This is a genomic window from Anaplasma marginale str. Florida (genome assembly GCF_000215485.1).
Classification (GTDB): domain Bacteria; phylum Pseudomonadota; class Alphaproteobacteria; order Rickettsiales; family Anaplasmataceae; genus Anaplasma; species Anaplasma marginale.
In genome coordinates this window covers 1-18,034 of sequence record NZ_AFMS01000004.1, presented here as the reverse complement: position 1 = coordinate 18,034, position 18,034 = coordinate 1, and the positions used below count along the sequence as shown (strand labels likewise).

At 50.3% G+C, this 18,034-nt stretch carries 13 protein-coding genes and 3 pseudogenes; 7 read left to right on the top strand and 9 right to left on the bottom strand.

The window, feature by feature from the left end:
* The 5 genes from GAC_RS05860 to GAC_RS00175 form a co-directional block, all read right to left on the bottom strand.
* On the bottom strand, window positions 1-191 hold a 191-nt coding region (locus GAC_RS05860), incomplete at its 3' end, for a substrate-binding domain-containing protein (RefSeq protein ID WP_338388777.1).
* Between the two features lie 13 nt (window positions 192-204).
* Window positions 205-909 carry a substrate-binding domain-containing protein gene (locus GAC_RS00190; protein WP_241760088.1) on the bottom strand — a complete coding sequence of 235 codons (705 nt, stop codon included), beginning with the start codon at window positions 907-909 and terminating at the stop codon, window positions 205-207.
* A gap of 59 nt (window positions 910-968) precedes the next feature.
* Complete coding sequence (locus GAC_RS00185; RefSeq protein WP_010263025.1) at window positions 969-1,601, bottom strand: SCO family protein; 633 nt, start codon at window positions 1,599-1,601, stop codon at window positions 969-971.
* A gap of 182 nt (window positions 1,602-1,783) precedes the next feature.
* Window positions 1,784-2,800, bottom strand: a complete 1,017-nt coding sequence (locus tag GAC_RS00180) for an NAD(P)H-dependent flavin oxidoreductase (protein WP_010263028.1) — start codon at window positions 2,798-2,800, stop codon at window positions 1,784-1,786.
* A gap of 2 nt (window positions 2,801-2,802) precedes the next feature.
* On the bottom strand, window positions 2,803-3,330 hold the full coding sequence (locus GAC_RS00175) for a cytochrome b (RefSeq protein ID WP_010263030.1): 528 nt from the start codon (window positions 3,328-3,330) through the stop codon (window positions 2,803-2,805).
* Window positions 3,331-3,657: 327 nt separating this feature from the next.
* On the opposite strand from GAC_RS00175, the pseudogene GAC_RS00170 reads away from it, so the two are divergent.
* Window positions 3,658-5,285: pseudogene (locus tag GAC_RS00170) on the top strand (ABC transporter permease).
* A 194-nt stretch (window positions 5,286-5,479) separates the two neighbouring features.
* Here the strand turns inward: GAC_RS00170 and GAC_RS00165 are convergent.
* Window positions 5,480-7,018, bottom strand: coding sequence for an HlyD family type I secretion periplasmic adaptor subunit (locus tag GAC_RS00165; RefSeq protein WP_010263034.1), 1,539 nt, complete (start codon window positions 7,016-7,018; stop codon window positions 5,480-5,482).
* 87 nt (window positions 7,019-7,105) lie between these two features.
* The gene (locus tag GAC_RS00160; RefSeq protein ID WP_010263037.1) at window positions 7,106-7,762 is read right to left on the bottom strand and encodes a COQ9 family protein; all 657 of its coding nucleotides are present in this window, start codon (window positions 7,760-7,762) and stop codon (window positions 7,106-7,108) included.
* A 416-nt stretch (window positions 7,763-8,178) separates the two neighbouring features.
* Between GAC_RS00160 and murD the strand changes: the two genes are divergently transcribed.
* Window positions 8,179-9,543 carry a UDP-N-acetylmuramoyl-L-alanine--D-glutamate ligase gene (gene murD / locus GAC_RS00155; RefSeq protein WP_010267161.1) on the top strand — a complete coding sequence of 455 codons (1,365 nt, stop codon included), beginning with the start codon at window positions 8,179-8,181 and terminating at the stop codon, window positions 9,541-9,543.
* A gap of 24 nt (window positions 9,544-9,567) precedes the next feature.
* Here the strand turns inward: murD and tolB are convergent.
* Window positions 9,568-10,894 (bottom strand): annotated as a pseudogene (gene tolB, locus GAC_RS00150) (Tol-Pal system beta propeller repeat protein TolB).
* Between the two features lie 6 nt (window positions 10,895-10,900).
* Window positions 10,901-12,528 (bottom strand): annotated as a pseudogene (locus GAC_RS00145) (ribonuclease J).
* A gap of 246 nt (window positions 12,529-12,774) precedes the next feature.
* On the opposite strand from GAC_RS00145, the gene GAC_RS00140 reads away from it, so the two are divergent.
* The 5 genes from GAC_RS00140 to fusA all read left to right on the top strand — a co-directional run bounded on the left by GAC_RS00140 (window position 12,775) and on the right by fusA (window position 18,032).
* Window positions 12,775-13,341, top strand: a complete 567-nt coding sequence (locus GAC_RS00140) for a hypothetical protein (protein WP_010267166.1) — start codon at window positions 12,775-12,777, stop codon at window positions 13,339-13,341.
* 71 nt (window positions 13,342-13,412) lie between these two features.
* Window positions 13,413-14,867 carry a metallophosphoesterase gene (locus tag GAC_RS00135; RefSeq protein WP_010267167.1) on the top strand — a complete coding sequence of 485 codons (1,455 nt, stop codon included), beginning with the start codon at window positions 13,413-13,415 and terminating at the stop codon, window positions 14,865-14,867.
* Between the two features lie 184 nt (window positions 14,868-15,051).
* The gene (rpsL, locus tag GAC_RS00130) at window positions 15,052-15,426 is read left to right on the top strand and encodes a 30S ribosomal protein S12 (protein ID WP_010263054.1); all 375 of its coding nucleotides are present in this window, start codon (window positions 15,052-15,054) and stop codon (window positions 15,424-15,426) included.
* 17 nt (window positions 15,427-15,443) lie between these two features.
* Complete coding sequence (gene rpsG, locus GAC_RS00125; protein ID WP_010267168.1) at window positions 15,444-15,926, top strand: 30S ribosomal protein S7; 483 nt, start codon at window positions 15,444-15,446, stop codon at window positions 15,924-15,926.
* 33 nt (window positions 15,927-15,959) lie between these two features.
* Window positions 15,960-18,032 (top strand): elongation factor G, encoded by a 2,073-nt coding sequence (fusA, locus tag GAC_RS00120; protein ID WP_012658851.1) that lies wholly within the window; start codon window positions 15,960-15,962, stop codon window positions 18,030-18,032.
* Window positions 18,033-18,034 lie beyond the last annotated feature (2 nt).

The window sequence follows — 18,034 nt, the reverse complement described above, 5'->3', positions numbered from 1 at the left end:
GGGCGCATCACCTCCTTGACGAACTCCCTCAACCCAGGAGTGGTATCCAAATGCTCTTTCTTTACGTAGATGTAAATCGGCCTGGACAGCACGTACTTTCCGGAGGATATTGTGTCATAGCTGGGCGCAACGCCGGCAACCTTGTTTCCCTGTATTTCTCCCTGGTTCTTCACCAAGAAGCTGAAACTCAATATGCCAAAGGCGTTACTGTTTTTTTGATATCTTGTGTATTACCACATTCTCACTGGTAGCAACTTCTATGTACTTTCCGTCATTTCTTATGCTGCTACAAACCCTTTTTCTCTCCTCCCAGTCTGGGTATGAGTCCACAAAGTTCTTAGCGCTCATGCACACTCCACTGATTGCAGTGTCGACGAGAATGTCATACGTGCCAGTATTTTTGTGGGGGCCGTAAATTTCAATTTCGTGTTCGGGCAAGCCAGGACGTACCTCCGACCACATGCTATGCTTGTTTAGGGGGACCTTGCCATACTCATCAGATAGGCTGTATTTGCTCAAGGCACCGAACAGGTCCACCAAAGAAAAATCAACTTCTTCCTTCTGTTTTGTGCTTGCCACGACTATGCCGTCGTAGCCCAGACCTATCTCGATCATGTCCTTCACGCCATTCATGCCGCAAAGTTCGACTTCTGCATCCTTGATGCGCCTAGAGGACATGGCTATGTCTGGTGTATCACTGCTGCTGCCAGCGCAAAACATGTTAAAGCCCATGCCACTTCCCACGGACTCTATGACGGGGGTTCTATAGGCGGAGAATCTACCAAACTCTTCGGCAACAGAAGAGATAAATGGGAACACGGTGGAAGAGCCAACCACCCTGATCTGGTCAGCCCCAGCTCCTAACGCAAGCGCGACAAACGCCACAAAGGAAAGCCCCCAAAGCCCCATACTTTCTACTGCCTCACAAGGACGACCGACACACGAAACTGTACCACTGCCATGCTTAACTAAGAATTAAGCATGTGACCGCTGACAAACTTAAACAGCTCCTCGCCTTGGCCCTCAGACGCGTTAAAATCTGGCGCAAAATGCCCGACATACCTGCCTTTCCCATTGATGAGGTACATGAACGTTGAGTGGTCGATATCACCATCACTTGGCTTCTTGTCGCCCACATACACCTTGTAGTTTTCAACCACGCTCTTTATGTCTGCTTCTTCGCCTGTGAGCATCTGAATTCTCGCATCAAAAGACTTGTGGTACTCTTTAAGCTTGGCTACGGTGTCATTTTTCGGATCAACAGTTATGAACACAACTTGCAACTTATCGGCATGGTCGCCTAGTTTACTTAGGAGCTGAGAAGCCATGCCTAACTCGGTAGGGCACGTGTACTTACAGGCTGAGAAGCCGAATATTACCAACATGTGCTTGCCGCCAAAATCGCCGCTACTGACGGTGACCCCCTCGTGATTAACCAAATTGTTGAAAGACGCGGAGGCTATGCCCTCACTTACAACTTCGGAAGTGGTAAACCTCTCGCCGATTTTGCTGAAAATGCCTTTCTTGTTCACATAGGAGTACCCCAGGAACACGGCAGCAACGAACAGCAGAAGGTTAGACACAATCTTGAAAATTCTCATCTATCACACCCCAACGAACACTCAAAAATGCGCCACATTGCCGGACGGCAAAACGAGCAGGCGCGATCGTAGCACCTATGCCCAGGTTGGTCAAGCGCCAGGCGCAACTGAGTATACAAAACACAAGGCAACCTCTATCAGTAACCCGAAAAAAGCGTGTAGCCACACAACACGCAGTGAGGCTAACGGTCGGAAGGCGCCAAACAACTTTCAGCTTCCTTGACCAGGTCTTCCATAATGTGCTTTACGCTTTTTATGCCTGTAACGAAGCCAACGCTCTGCCCGGCCATCAAAGAGCCATCATGCACATCACCTTCAATAACGGCCCTCCTCAACGACCCGGCCCAAAATCTCTCAATCTTGCGCTGTCCTTCTTCTTTCGAGATTTCCCCGCGGTTATATAGTGATATAACTTCGCGCTGCAATTCGAGAAAGCGTGTACTCGCTTCGTTTGCTATGGCTCTTACTGGTACTACGGGGAAGTCTTTGCTAAGCTGTACAGACGGCACCGCGTCTCTGGAAGAGGATTTTATGAACACCTCTTTAAACTTGGGATGTGCCTTAGATTCGTGCGAACACACAAACAAAGTCCCTATCTGGCAACCACTTGCTCCCATGTTCAGGTAGCTGCTTATCATGTCTCCCGTGCCTATGCCTCCGGCTATGAAAATCGGGAAGTCACTCAATTGTTCACTCTTCCGGAAAAATGGTAAGATTTCCTGAGCTAGTACCGAAGTGCTCACCGGGCCGATATGGCCGCCCGCCTCCATGCCTTCTATCACTAACCCATCCGCGCCCATTCTGACCAACCTCCTCGCGACGGCAAGTGAAGGTGCAAAGCACATGCTTTTCACTCCGGACTGTTTGATCAAGGCTAGGGTTTTGCTGGTTGGGATTCCGCCTGCCAATACTATGTGAGAAACCTTTGCACGCACGCAGACCTCAATCTGGTTGTCCAGATCTGGGTGTATGACAATTAGATTGACTCCAAAATTTTTGTCAGTTAGCTGCTGGGTTTCCTCTATTGCGGCTTGTAGCTCCTGAGCATACATTGCGCCACAGGCCAACACTCCGAAGCCGCCCGCATTTGATATCGCGGACACGAGATTGGGCTCCGACACCCAACTCATTGCTCCCCCCATGATGGCAAACTCGCTACCTAAGAAGTCCGCCCCCTTCCTCCACAAACGTGAAAGCACTTTCAGATGATCCTCTTAAAAACGTCTTCTTTATCAAATATTATGTGCTTTATTGCCCCGAGAACGTGCAATATGACAACAAAAATTAGCGTGAAAACCGCAACCTCATGCACACTGGCAAAAAACGCCGAGACCGACTCATCCTTCGGCACTATGGCCGGTATTGAGAAGTACACCATGTATACCGGACGCCCAGCCGCTGACGACATAACATATCCTGAGACGGGTATGCACAGCATGAGCAAATATAACACGAAATGAGTTGCCTTTGCCAGGACAATGGAGGTTTTTGATATCCCTTCTGGATAAGGCGGAGTGGTGCAAAGAAGACGAAACACAACCCTCACTCCCAGCAAGGCCAGAGCCACCATCCCGCATGCCTTATGCACCATGTACATCAGCTTTTTGGTTGACTCCTCAGCGGGGGGAGCGTACACCATGAGAAACCCCAAGGTCAAGATTCCTATGATTCCCAAAGCCATAACCCAGTGAAGAACCCTGACCGGCAAAGAAAACCTATCGCCCGCCATAGACAACCCCTGCACTCGACTAAAGACAGCGCGTGTGTACCACGAGATTGCACGCGCGGCAACAAAAATCTGTGCGATGGTTTGTGCCATATCCAGGATAGTGCGAGCATAATATCACCCAGCAGTCTGTGCATCTGGTAGCATTGCGCATGGTGCAGCACAATCCCGTCACGAGCGCTGCTTATATTTCGGACTGATGGCGCAGGCACGTTGTGGTGGATTTTTGGCTGTGCCCTCCAGCGAATTTTTGCCAAAATTTTTCAGTGGTGCCAGTAAAAATATAAACTATAATCCACGACAGTTGGTTGAGGGAGTGTCAGTGCCGTAGTGTTATTGGGGTTTTCTAGGCATCTCTTTTTTGTGGTACTGGCGCTAGTTTTTGCTTCGCCCGTCTTCTCCCTGGTGGTCGATTTTTTGCGGAAAGCGGAAAGGGTTTCGGTCTGCTTGCCACTCTACTGCCCGAGTACGTTTTTAACACTGGGGCACTCATGGTAGGCGTCGGAGCCGTGGTGGCGCTCATAGGAGTTATGAGCGCTTGGTTCATAACTTACTACTCGTTTCCCGGGCGCAGGATATTTGAGGTGGCGCTATTTTTACCGCTCTCAATACCTGGGTATATAGTCGCCTATGTATACGTGAACATGTTCGGGTTCGCCGGCCCGGTACAAAGCACGCTGAGGGAGTTTTTTAACTGGGAGAAGGGTGACTATTACTTTCCCGATGTAAAATCGTTGGCCTTTTGCACCCTAATTATAGGGTTTAACCTGTATCCATACGTATATATGCTCGCCAGAACGGCATTTATTGCGATCAGGAACAGCGTAGCCGTTGCTACTACACTATGCTGCTCTAGGTACAAAATTTTGACATCCGTCGTGATTCCTGCCGTTTGGCCGTCTATGGTTGCGGGCGTGTCGCTGGTACTGATGGAAGTGATAGCAGACTTTGGCACCCCGCAGTTTTTGACCATAAACACGCTTACCACGGGAATATACAGACATTGGTTTCTTTTGCACGATAAATACTCTGCGTGCATACTGGCACTTTTGGCGCTTTTTTTCGTATTTTTGCTCATGGTAGCAGAAAAGTTTTTGCGTCGCGATGAAGACTCCTATTCCGCCATCAAGATGAACACTAACTACTGCTACAGATGGCACTTCAACAGCAAGTTGGTTATAGCCTTCATATACTTCGTGTGCCTGCTTGCAGTGTTTTTGGGGTTCGTACTGCCGGTAGCGCCGCTAATATACTGGACGCTGGAAAGGCTGCCCACTATAAACTACGCTGAGTTCTTTCCCGTAGTGCTCAATAGTGTGGGAATCGCGCTTATCACCGCCACAATAGTGGTTACAATCGCCATAGTTATGCTCTGCCTCACCCGGGGTAGGCAGGGGTTGTCTTACGTGGTGAGGTTCGTCTCCATGGGATACGCGATTCCCAGCACCATAACCGCGGTTGGGATTGTGATTTTGCTAGGGAAGCTGTCTCAGCTTATCAGCGAGAAGTTTCTCAATGTTGCGCTTATTGGCACTATAGTCGGCTTGCTATACTCCTACACGTTCAGGTTCCTTGCCCTGTCTGTAGGCCCGATCGAGTCCGGACTGAATAAGATTCCCAGAGAGGTAGACTGGTCTTCGATGTTGATGGGGCACGGTGCCGCCTCAACCTGCGTTAGGGTACACATCCCCATGATCAAAAAAAGCGTGATGGTGGGCTTTTTGCTGGCATTTGTCGATACCATCAAGGAATTATCTGCAACCTTAATAATAAGGCCGTTCAATTTTGAAACTATGGCCACACGCATCTATGAATTGGTTGCGGATGAAAGGCCTATGGACGCCGCACCGTATGCGCTGGCAATCGTGCTTATGGGGCTCTTGTCGGTGATTGTGCTTTGCCAAGTATTTCAAAACGACAAGGTACGCGAGAACAGGATAAATGAGTACGTGTCTTGAGCGGGTGCAGGGCGTTGCTATGCTGCAAAATGCGGCTCCGGCGTACTGAAACGACATGGTAGTGTGCCATGATTACGTGTGGCTTAAACACCGAAAGTTCTAGCCTCGATTGGAAGTGCGTAGTACCTATTGCTATATCATATAAACCCAACAGGCCTGTGACTGCTGTTTTGGATTTAGGTCGGCCTTTGCTGCTATCTCTCCTTGAATGCCTTTTCAAAGGTGCTAGTTATGGGCGTCAGCAGGTAATTCAACAGAGTACGGGAACGCGTCACCACAAACACTTCTGCAGGCATTCCATGATACAGCTTGAGATTTTTGAATTTTCCTGAATGCGCTGACTTAGGAATCACCACCCTAAGTGAGTAATACTTTACACCGCTCGAGTCAGTTAACGCGTCTGCCGAGACCTGAGTCACTATACCATCAATTAGCCCAAACTTGCGGATGTTATAGGCACTAAGCCTAACCTTAGCTCGCAATCCGCTGTGCTCACCGCTGGTGACCAAGTTCTCTTCAACGGCACGTGCCGACAGAACTTCCTCTATATTCCTGGTGGGTATTTTGGCGTCTATTATGAGATCATCATCCGCCGGGACCACCTCAAGTATTGCACCCCCGGGGGGTATTACTCCCCCCTCCGTATGGTACCTCAACCCGGTTACGATACCATTTTGCGGAGATCTGATCACCGTACGCTTCAGCACGTCCTCGGCGGCCATTAACCTCTCCCTTAAGTCAGTCACCGAAGCGTTGGTTTCCTTAAGCTCGGAGTTTGTTCTGTCTAATAAGGTGTTCGTAATGTGGATCATCTCCAACTGATTTTCCCCGATTTTCTGTTCTGCGCTTGCGATTTTAGCCCGGATGTGGCCAAGCTTCCCTTCCGCGTCGGCCTGTGTACGTTCGAGGTTTAGTATATAGGGCTTGCTTATGTACCCCTCCTCGAGCAAACTCTTTTTTGCCTCAAGTTCCTCGCTGATCAGTTTATACTGCTTTTCTTCTGATTCAAGCTGAGCGGCCAGCCCCGACAGCTCCTGGTGTAACTGCTTTATGCGTTGCTCCAGTATACTCAGCTGACCGGATACACTTTTCCTCTGGGAGTAAAACAGCTCCCTCTGGTTTCCCAGCACCTTATCTACCACATCCGCGCTCGACAAATCGTGGATTCCTGCAGGGAAGTCAATACTTCCGGAGCGGTTTTTGATTGCCAGCAGCCGCGCCTCTGTCGCGAGTAAGACCAGCATTTTTTCTTTGATTATCCCCAGGTTAGCTTTCGCTGCTGTGTCGTTAAGAAGCACAAGAGGCTGGCCCTTGCTGACTGCGTCTCCATCCTGCACTAGTATCTGGTGAATTATACCCCCCTCAAGATGTTGTACTACCTGCCTGTTTAGAGACGAGACTACCTCTCCCGGTGCTATGACGGCGCCGTCTAGTGGAGCAGTTGCCGCCCATATGCCGAAGAAGCCGAAGAACGCTATCACAACGACTAATCCCACAAGCAGTGGACCCCATGAGGCCTTGAGAGCCTCATTTTCACCCTGTTTTTCGATTCTAAATACAAAACTTATAACCCTGTCTACTATGGAGAGCGACTTTTCCACAAACTTGGACCCCTCGGTGCCACTCTCCCTTTCTTTGTGCAGGGAGTTGTGTCCTAGCAGTCTGGGCAGGGAGAAGTCCAACTTCGCCATGGACATCGCCTTAGCAATTTTACCGTACATAATTCCGGGCATGGAAAGAACAGAGCAGACTTAATACCACGAAAAGGCCACCGCAGAAATTTATTTTTGTATTTACCGCAAATGCCAAACACGCTTTAACTAATCGAAGCGTGCATCAAAAACCTTCAACACTCTCGGCAGCATGTTTCTGGCGGAGTTTTTTAACTTCTGCAGTGCAATCACCGACTCGATGCGTCGGTGCATAAAGGACAGGGTTTCCGAGGCATCTTCAGAGGAATCTCGCACCAAATATACAAGTGACGAAATGTAAACAGAGCCAGCAGTCCACCTTTTTGTGTAGTAGCTGAAATTAGTTGCGGAATCCCCGGCCAAATGCCAAACCGTATCCATAACTTTGAAGACAAGAGAAGCGAAAAAACAGGTATTATGAGGCAGCAAAGCGAAGCGAAGCACGGACTTCACAAGCTGTCTGGAATTTGGCAGGGAAGCGTTATATAGTATACACAACTCAAGCAGGTAGCCGACTTTATCACGCACCCTCGGCAACTCATCCGGGCTTTTGCTCTGAAAAGAGCGGGTAATTGAGTCTATCAGCTCTTCATGGAAATATTCCAACACGTCATATATACCCCTGTGGAACTTGCAAAAGCTGTTCTCCAAACCCAGCCTCTTGCAAGCCTCACGCAGAGTTTCGTCACTCACCCCCATGTGTGGTATGAGCGATATAGCCTCGTCACTTATCCTGCGCACCTCGTGGCTTTCAAAGCTGTGCGATGCGTCTGTAGTATGCTCCATAGCCAGGCAAGATTAGCAACCGCAGGATTGTACCACGTATGTGCACGAAATACATGCAATTAGTTTTACTCTACGCTGCGACCAACAATTGCAGGGTATAATGCCCTACTAACGGGGTTATGGTCTGGCCACCTGAGGGCTGTTTGCCATGAGTGTGCTGCATAACACAGCCTGCAGGTGTGTGGGTCGGCATCAGACATCTGTGAAGCTCACGAACGCGCATTGCGTCGACGAGGCAGGCTAAATCTCGGCGCCAGGAAGACTCGCCCGCTAATTTCAGACTGTTTGTGCCATTTATGTGACTTCCCTTAAATACTTGCTCGATGCAGCGGTTCCGCGTATTGACAGCCGCAGTACTTACCTGTACCATGCCGCCCCGTAGTTGCGGGTGTTATTGGGGTAGGTAGGTTCAAGATATGGCTTTGCTGCCCCACTATCGCGGGAGAAAAGTTGCTGTTTTTGGTTTGGGGGAAACGGGCATCTCTACCGTATGTTCCCTGGTTCAAAGCGGTGCGCGCGTTCTAGCTTGGGATGACGATAAGTGTGTCTTGCGTAAGAATAGGGAACTTTGCGCTGGGTGCGAGTTTGTGCACCCTTATGAGTACCGATGGGATGAAATTTCCGAGCTAGTTCTAAGCCCAGGTGTTCCACACTCTCGCTGCAACGAGAGCTGGGTTGTTAAGCTGGCTAAACGTGCGGGTTGCCACATAACCTCCGATGTTGAAATATTCTGCCGTTCTCGGCCAGCGCGTCTAATCGGTGTGACTGGTACCAACGGAAAATCCACCACTGTAGAGCTGATTGGGTGGATCCTGAACCGCGCGGGGATTGACTCAGAAACGGGGGGAAACATAGGGAAGGGAGTTCTCTCACTTCCTCAGGGAAAGGCTGCGTACATTCTGGAGCTTTCTTCTTACCAGCTTGAGCTTATGCGCGGGGTAAATTTGGATGTTGGGGTAATACTCAACATAACACCGAATCACTTGGACGTTTATTCAAATATGGCTGACTATATCGCCGCGAAGGGGAGAATACTGGAATTTAGTAACCTTTTAGTGGCCAACTGTGGGGACAGTAACACTGCGCATCTGTGTGAGAATGTAGGGAATATGGTGGAGTTTTCCTGCGGGAAAAAACTTGCTAGAGGCGTATCGGTGCTGGATGGCCGCATATACTTTCAGGGCAGAGTTGCAGAAATTGGCGGCCTGAAAATTGACAGTGCGAGTAATGCTGAAAATATTGCCGCATCTTATGCTGTGGCGAAGAGCTTAGGAGTGTCTGACGAAGTGATTATGGCCTCTATCAGGGAGTTTCCTGGATTGCGGCATCGTAACCAAGTTGTTGCAGAAGTTGCTAACGTTACCTTCGTCAATGATAGTAAAGCGACAACTGCTGCTTCAGTTGCGAAGGCTCTGGTGAGCAGGGAAAATGTGTACTGGATTGCTGGGGGGAAGAGCAAGGATGGCGGAATAGAGCCTATTCTCAGCTTATACGCAAACCGCATACGCAAGGCTTTCTTGGTGGGAGAAGCGGCAGATATGTTTGCTGTGAGCCTGCAAAGAGCTCGAGTTGAGCATGTCATGTGTTATGATGTTTATAATGCCGTGCAAATTGCGTTTGCCGAGGCGATTGCAAGTGGGACTAAGGCCACTGTCCTGCTGTCTCCGGCCTGCAGTTCGTTAGATCAATGGAAAAATTTTGAGGAGAGGGGGGATGCATTTTGTGCGGCTGTGGCCGAGCTTGCAGCACCCCACAAGTTGTGCAGTACTACCACCCAATAAAGACCCAGTGTTTTCCCTCCCACACTACTCGCGTAGTACAGGCGACCAATGGGCGTTGGAAGCATTGGTCGGGACATCCAAAATCTGTGTGTTGGTGCCAGTTATATCGACAGTTACGAGCCTAGACCTGAACGGATGGGTTGCAGATGGAGGATCCTGCTGCGTGAAAAGAATCACCCGGCCATTTGGGGACCAAGAGGGGCTGTCAACCATGTACCCCTTAGCCAAAAGCCTCTCCCCACTTCCGTCAGGCTTCATAACCCCCACGTGGAAGCTCTTTCCCTCAGTTTTGGTAAAGGCTATCCAGTCCCCCCTGGGTGACCACGCCGGGGCAGAATATCCACCCTTGCCAGAACTAATTCTGCGCTGGTTGGTGCCATCCGCATTCATAACGTAAAGCTGCGGCCTCCCACTTCTATCTGAGTTGAACACTATGGACTTTTTGTCCGGCGAATAAGAAGCCGAGGTATTTATGGATCTGTCATTAGTGAGCCGAGTAGACTTCCCACTTTTCAGGTCTATCGAGTATATGTTTGTGGAGCCCTGCGCAGACTCTGACAGCAAAACGTGCCTGCCATCTGGGGAAAACCTTGGCGAGGAATTCACTCCTCTAACCCCCCCGAGCGCAGTCGAGTAGCCAGTTTCTAGGTCATGCAGAACTACACTGCCGCCGGATTTTGCATACGACATATACACCAGGTTCCGCGCGTCAGGAGAAAATCTGGGAGTGGAGACGAACTCCCCCCTGCCGGTGATGTATATGTTATTGGCGCCGTCCTGGTCCATTATTGCGATTCTCCTGGACCCAGGTAGCCCAGTTTCTGCCACGTACGCTATGCGGGTGTTGAAATACCCGCCCTCCCCAGTAATTCTGCTGTATATGCTATCAGACATAGAGTGTGCGGCACGCCGCCAATTTCCCGTAGCGAAGTTGAAAGATTTGCCGGACAGCTGCCTACCTGAGGCCACGTCCCATATGAACAGCTTTACCTTCCACTCTGCCTTGAGCGAACTCCTTAATGCTTCCAGTTACTAGGACGTCTTTCGCTACAGACGTCCAAGCGTTGGAATCAGGCATCCCCTCCGATGTGGTACCAAAACCCCCTGCGGGTAGCTTCCAGCTCGCATCGAATATCCCAGTGCTGTTTAAATCACGTAGCATCACTCTGATGCAACTCTTTCCTATTTCCTTCTCAAGGTTCGTGGAAGAATGCATCGGCGCTACTGAGATCTTAACCTTTTCGGTATTGCCCTTTGTGATGTCAACGCCAAGCGCGGCTACAGCTCCCTGACAACCCAACAGAAGCGAAATGACGGTGGGAAGTACGTAAGCAAAGAAGAAAATCCGCACCTCAACCTACCACACGTACTCCATCTGCACTTCAACCAGGGGTCTGTCCTTTAAAATACCCTTTAGGGACCCGAATACTACGTCTTTGACATAATTTTTCACGTTCCTCGGCCTTGAGTTAGAAAGCCCAGAACCGATTTTCCTTGCCATTTCGCTCAGCAGCACTCTGTCTTCGGAGCTGTCTAATGCCCCGGGGCAATGACCATCGGCTCCTTGACCAGCTCATGCTCTCTATTCATGAGTAGGGTGACAACTACCATTCCGGCATTCCTCATTTTCCTACGTGCAGACATCACGCTGCCCTCAGGGTGGCGCAGAAAATTGCCGTCAATCCCAAAAACTCCACAACCTACAGAGCCTACCTTTTTCCCCTCAACCAGGTCAATGACGTCTCCCGGAGCCGAAACCACACAACCCTTTATGCCGCACTCCTTGGCTAGCTTAACGTGCTCATACATGTGCATGTATTCCCCGTGTACGGGGACGCACAACTTCGGCCTCGTGAGGGAATACAGAGTGCGAACTTCCTCCCGGGACGGGTGCCCGGATACGTGCACGCCCTCGGTGAACTCTGTCACCACCTCAACGCCCATCCTCACAAGCTTGTTAAAAACCCCGAATATGCGCCTCTCGTTGCCAGGAATTATCTTTGAAGAGAAAACTACAGTGTCCCCCTCACCAAGCTCGGCTAAGGGGTGAGACTTACTAGCAAGCCTAGCAGTTGCGGCGAGCGGTTCGCCCTGACAACCGGTGCAGAGGTACAGCACGTTTTTGGCTGGTATACTCCCAGCCTGTTTTGCATCGAGAAACTCTGTGCTATCGTCAATATACCCGCAATCTCTTGCGGCCTGTATCGCCCTTGCTAGCGACCTACCCAGGACAACAACCTCCCGGTTAGATGCCTTGGCAATTTTGCTAAGTGTGCAGATCCTGGCGATATTCGAGGCAAAAAGCGCAACGGCCACCCTGCGCTTGCTCGCTTTCACTATGCTTAGAATGTTCTCATACAAACTCCCTTCGGAGCCCGACCTGCCCTCGGTAAATATGTTGGTTGAGTCAGAAATTACAGCCAACAGCCCGTCGTCTCCAAGCCGCTTGAGCTTGTCTGTATCAGACATAGGACCCACAACAGGGTCAGTATCTAGCTTCCAATCTCCAGTGTGGAGCACGCTTCCAAAATCTGTATGGACGGCCACCGCATGCATCTCGGGGGTGGAGTGCGTCATATGAACGAACTCAAGCACAAAAGGCCCCAGCTCCAACTTAGATGCTGGATCCACCTCTTCAATTGGGACGTTCATCGAAAACTGAGCCAACTTTGCTCTGAGCAAAGTTGCAGTGAACTTTGTGGTGTACACAGGACATCTGAGATCCGCCCACAGGTAGGGTATGGCCCCTATGTGATCTTCATGCGCGTGGGTCAAAACTATCCCAAGCAGATCCTTGCGTTTCTTCTTTATGAAGCTGACATCGGCGACAACCATATCCACCCCAGGCATTGTATCGCCGTCAGCAAACCCGGAGCCCAAATCAACAATTATCCATTTTCCGTGAGCATGATACAGCGTGACGTTCATACCTATCTTGCCTACGCCACCCAAAGGTAGAAAAAAAAACCCGCTACCAAAATCCATTACTAAAGTTACAAAACAATACAACCCAAATACCGGCCATAGATAGCACACATGTGCGCGTGTTTAAAGAAAACATTTGCTTATGAATTTTGGAGGAGGTACAAAGGACCCGACCAAGCCGTCTCACATTTGCTATCGCAGAGATCATTTGGGTTTTGATTGTTTGCCTGCGGATACCGCTCGGGTTGTGGCGCGTATTTCCGCACAGATGTGTATATGGCCGTCCTCGGTTTTTGATGGTTGCTTATGGGGCATGGTTTTACAGCTTATGGGATGGTGCAGATGGGGGCGCTCCTCCACCTTTTGCAGGCCACTGCGGCTTTGTCACTGCTTATGAGCAACTACTGGTTGTTGGGTGCTGAGTGCGCGAAGGTTGCCATAATTGCGTTATCTGGGCTCGCCGTGGCGATGGCGCTGCTGTTTGTTACCCGGTATAGCTGCTTGGAGCAATGTGTTGGTGGCGGAAAGCGACGACCGGTGTGTTTGGTGCAGTGCGCTCCCATGTTGTATGGCTTGACTAATGTCGTCCTTTCAGCGATGCTCTTGTGTTCTGTGCAATTTTCGGGTGTGGACTTCACTGGTGAGCTTACACCCGGATGGATGCCAACCCTGTGTGTAGCTCTTTGCTTCACACTTCTATCACTTTGGTGTGCACGCGTCGTCTTCAGAACTTTGCTAGCGCTTTCGGGGTTATGCAAAGGCTGCCTGCCTGTTCTTAACAATGGGTCTAACGATCTTGTAGGTGATGTGACGTTGTGGGTAGATGAGTATGCGAGCTCCAGGGTTAGTGCGCCTGGCGTGAAGTTGGCATAGTTTTGTAGTGTTTGTAATGAGATAATCGCCATATGTCGATAGCTCCTCGTACCCGACTTTCGGGAATTTGCATGTTGCTGCTTGCCCTGTGCGTTTTGCCTACGTGGTCGGCTGCAGAGGTGTTATTTTCCTGGTCCCAGATTGCAGTAGGCAGCAAGCTGAGCGTTAGGGCGGTTGTACCTTCGGGTGAGAGCTGCCCAGACTTACATGTTGGCTCTCACGTTGTGAAGATGGACACAAGGGCGCATCCTGAGCCCGGGGTGTTCGAAGATCAGGTGTGTGAGAGCTTGCTTTCCCCATCCTCCACTCCCAGGGTGATAAAAATTGGCGACAGAAGCCTGCCAGACATCGGCATGCGCACTAACCACGGCCGGCATGGGCTTGCCAGAATCATTTTTGTTGGGGACACTGGATGCAGAGTATCAAGGTTGCTGGAGCAAGACTGCAAATCACCCAGCAAGTGGCCACTGAGGGATGTACTAGGCGGGATTGCAAACCAAAATCCTGACCTGGTCGTGCACGTTGGAGACTATCTATATAGGGAGGCAGAGTGCACTGATGAATCAAAGTGCGACAAACACATTTATGGAGATAGATATTCAACCTGGGTAGAAGACTGGTTGTCTCCACTGCAATCGGTATCGGACAAGCTAGTTTTCCTGTTTGTTCGTGGAAATCACGAAAATTGCAACCGGGCGTACAAAGGCTGGTTTCGATATCTGGATGCGTATCCGCTTTCGGAGCAGCGCTACAAGAACTGCGAGAAAATCACCGATCCATGGGTTTTTCACCTGAAACATTGGGATATGGGTGATGTGGGGTTCTATATATATGACTCTTCCTCAAGTGATGAGATTTTTTATCGCGGTAGCGATGTTCAAAATATGCGGCAGAAATTCCTTGAGGGTATAAACTCCTCAGCCCGAAGCTCGCAAATGTGGCTACTAACACATCGGCCCCTATGGGCTTATTTGCGACGTGGGATGGAGTATTACGGCAATGTTCCGCAGACCAGAGCCGTTGCGGAAGTTATGCCTGAAGAATTTGTTGCTGTAGTTTCTGGCCACGTGCATTTCGCGCAGATTCTATCAGTGCGCAGGGACGAACGTCGTGGCAAGGGAGGAGGGGCAGGCCTTCAGCCCGGGTCCGGACGTGTAGGCATTAGATCAATAACGCAGATAATCTCCGGTAACGGGGGTGCACACCTCTACGCACCCAAGAGCGTAAAACTCAGGGAAGAAGCCCTATCTTCGCCTATCTGGGGAGGCAGCGTGGGCGTCAACCTAAACAAGATGGTAAAGTCCGCGTACAGAAATCTGGCTCTTGCAGGCTTTGTTATTGATGACGTGAGCACGCTAGGTGGGTTCGGGTTTTGCAGTGTTGATATTCCCATTGACGGCCGAGATCACTCCGTCACGCGTGGTGGGGAGCCTGCGGTCACGTTCCACGGTGTCGGTGGCGAGAAGTCCAAAAAATTTTTAGTTGCTATTCCTACGCCTACCAACGAACCACCATACAGCAAGTAGGTGAAGCAACTATGCCCAGACGGCATAACACGCGGTGTTGCGCGCTTATCTTGGATGTAAAGAACAGGTGAAAAAAAATCAGAATTGTATTGACTGGGGTTTACGATTCCCTTATAAGTGGAGCTGCTCTTGCTATCCCCGGGGACGTGGGTAGCGCTTTTCAAGTGGTTTTAGGTTCTTTTGCATGCCCACTATTAATCAGCTGGTGCGTCGCCCTAGGAGGCCTCGTGAGTCGGCGAACAAAGCTCCTGCGCTCCAACACAATCCCCAGAAAAGGGCTGTGTGCGTCAAGGTTTACACTACCACTCCTAAAAAGCCCAACTCCGCCCTTCGTAAGGTTGCCAGGGTGCGGATTGCCGGGTACGGTAGTGAAGTTATAGCGTACATACCTGGTGAGGGGCATAACCTTCAGGAGCACTCGGTTGTTCTCATCAGAGGTGGGCGTGTTAAAGATCTGCCGGGTGTGCGTTACCACATAGTACGTGGTGCCCTTGATGCTAAGGGTGTGCAGGGGAGGAAGAAGGCTCGCTCCAAGTATGGGGTGAAGCGCGGTGTCTAGTTTTTGTTTGGTGGTTTATGTCTCGTCGTCGAAGAGTTTCTAGGAGGCCGGTAGTCTCTGATGGGGGTCCGGGCGGTGTCCTGCTTGCGCGCTTTATAAATGTTGTGATGAGCAGAGGAAAAAAAGCGCTGGCTGAGAGGATAGTATCTGGGGCCCTGAAGATGGCTGAATCTAAATCGACCGGTGAGACTGGGGTGTCGATATTCAACACCGCTGTCTCCAACGTCATGCCCCGAATGGAAGTTCGCTCTAGAAGAGTTGGTGGTGTTACTTATCAAATCCCTGTAGAAGTTAGGGAAGATAGGTCAACTTCGCTCGCTCTCAGGTGGATAGTGAAGGCTGCGCGTACAAACAGGAAGCGTACAAACAAGACTTACATGAGTTGTTTGTGTAATGAGCTTCTTGAGGCCTACAACAAGCGTGGTAGTGCGTGCAAGATGAAAGAAGAGAAATTCAGAATGGCGGAAGCCAACAAGGCATTTTCTCATTTCAGGTTTTAGTGAATTTTGTGTTTTTAGAAAGGGGCATGGAGGGTGAGTAGTAAGGGCGATCTGTCTCGGTGTAGAAATATAGGGATAATGGCGCACATAGACGCCGGAAAAACTACCACCACGGAGCGTATACTTTTCTATACTGGAAAGCAGAACAGAATAGGTGAGGTGCACGAGGGCGCTGCATCTATGGACTGGATGGAGCAGGAGCGGGAGCGGGGTATCACCATAACCTCTGCTGCTACCACCTGCTTTTGGAATGATTGCAGGATTAACATTATCGACACTCCTGGCCACGTGGATTTTACTATCGAGGTGGAAAGATCCCTCCGGGTTCTTGACGGGGCCGTGGCCGTTTTTGACGGTGTTGCTGGGGTTGAGCCGCAGTCGGAGACTGTGTGGCGTCAGGCTGATAAGTACGACGTTCCCAGGATATGCTTTGTGAACAAGATGGACAGGATTGGGGCCGACTTTTATGCCTGTGTTGACATGATCAAGGACAGGCTCGGGGCCGTGCCGCTCGTGCTTCAGCTGCCTATTGGTGTGGATAAAAGTTTCGTAGGGGTGGTGGACCTGGTTGAGATGAGGTCCATAACATGGGAGGAAGACTCATTAGGTGCCAAGTTCAACTACGGGGAGATTCCCAGTGACTTAATGGAGAAGGCGCAGGATTATAGGGCGAGACTAATTGAGTCAGCAGTTGAGATGAACGACGAAGCCATGAATCTATATCTCGACGGTGGCGAGATTTCTGTTCCGTTGTTGAAGAGTTGCATAAGAAGCGGCGTGATCGGCGCAAAGTTTGTTCCCGTGTTGTGCGGTTCTGCGTTCAAGAATAAGGGTGTTCAGCCGCTGCTGGACGCTGTGGTTGATTTTTTACCATCTCCCAGCGACGTTCCCACCATAGAGGGTGCGAGTGCTAGCGATCCGCAAAAGGCGGTCACCATAAAATCTTCTGTGGATGACAAGTTTGTTGCGCTCGCCTTCAAGGTAATGGTGGATAGATTTGTTGGTAGTTTGACGTTCATTCGTGTGTACTCCGGTAAGCTCACTGGTAAGTCTGTGGTGCTGAATTCCGCCAAGGGGGCCACGGAGTCTGTAGGTAGGATTCTGCGCATGCACGCGAACAACAGGGAAGACATTTCTGAGATTCAGGCCGGGGACATAGCAGCTTTGGCGGGGTTGAAAAAGACCACTACCGGTGACACCCTGTGTGATCAGAATTTTCCTGTAGTGCTCGAAAAAATGGACTTTCCCGAGTCCGTTATGGAAATTGCCGTAGAGCCGGTATCGACTGCAGACCAGGAGAAGATGGGTACAGCGCTTAGCAGACTTGTTGCTGAGGATCCGTCATTGAAGGTTTGTGTCAATTCTGAGAGCGGGCAGACCATACTTAAAGGTATGGGTGAGCTCCACTTGGAAATCATAGTAGATAGGATGAAGAGGGAGTTTGGCGTTGAGGCGTCGGTAGGTGCTCCCCAGGTAGCGTATCGCGAGACAATAACCAAGTCTGCCGAAATTGAATATGTGCATAAGAAGCAGACAGGCGGCGCCGGCCAGTTTGCCAAAGTGAACATATTGTTTGAGCCGCTGCCGCCTGGTTCTGGGTTCGAGTTTGAAAATAAAATTACGTGTGGGGCTATTCCCAAGGAGTACATACCCGGGGTCCAAAGCGGTTTGGAGCTTGTAAAAGAGACGGGTATGATAGCAGGCTTTCCCGTGATTGATTTCAAGGCTACCCTGTTTGATGGAGCGTTCCACGAGGTTGACTCGAGCCCGCTGGCCTTTGAATTAGCCGCGAAGGGTGCGTTCAGGGAAATGGCTAACAAGGCGGGTCCGGTTCTGCTGGAGCCCATAATGCGTGTGGAAATCATCACTCCTGATGAGTACATGGGGGATGTCATAGGTGATGTTAATAGTAGGCGCGGTAGGGTTGCAGAGATGCAAGATCGTCACAACGCCAAGCTTATTACAGCCTTCATCCCGCTTGGCAAGATGTTCGGGTATGTGAAGGATTTGCGCTCTATGTCTCAAGGTAGGGCTCAGTACAGTATGTACTTTGCTCGCTATGAGAGGGTGCCGGAAAATGCTGTAGATAATGTAATGAAGAAGTAGGT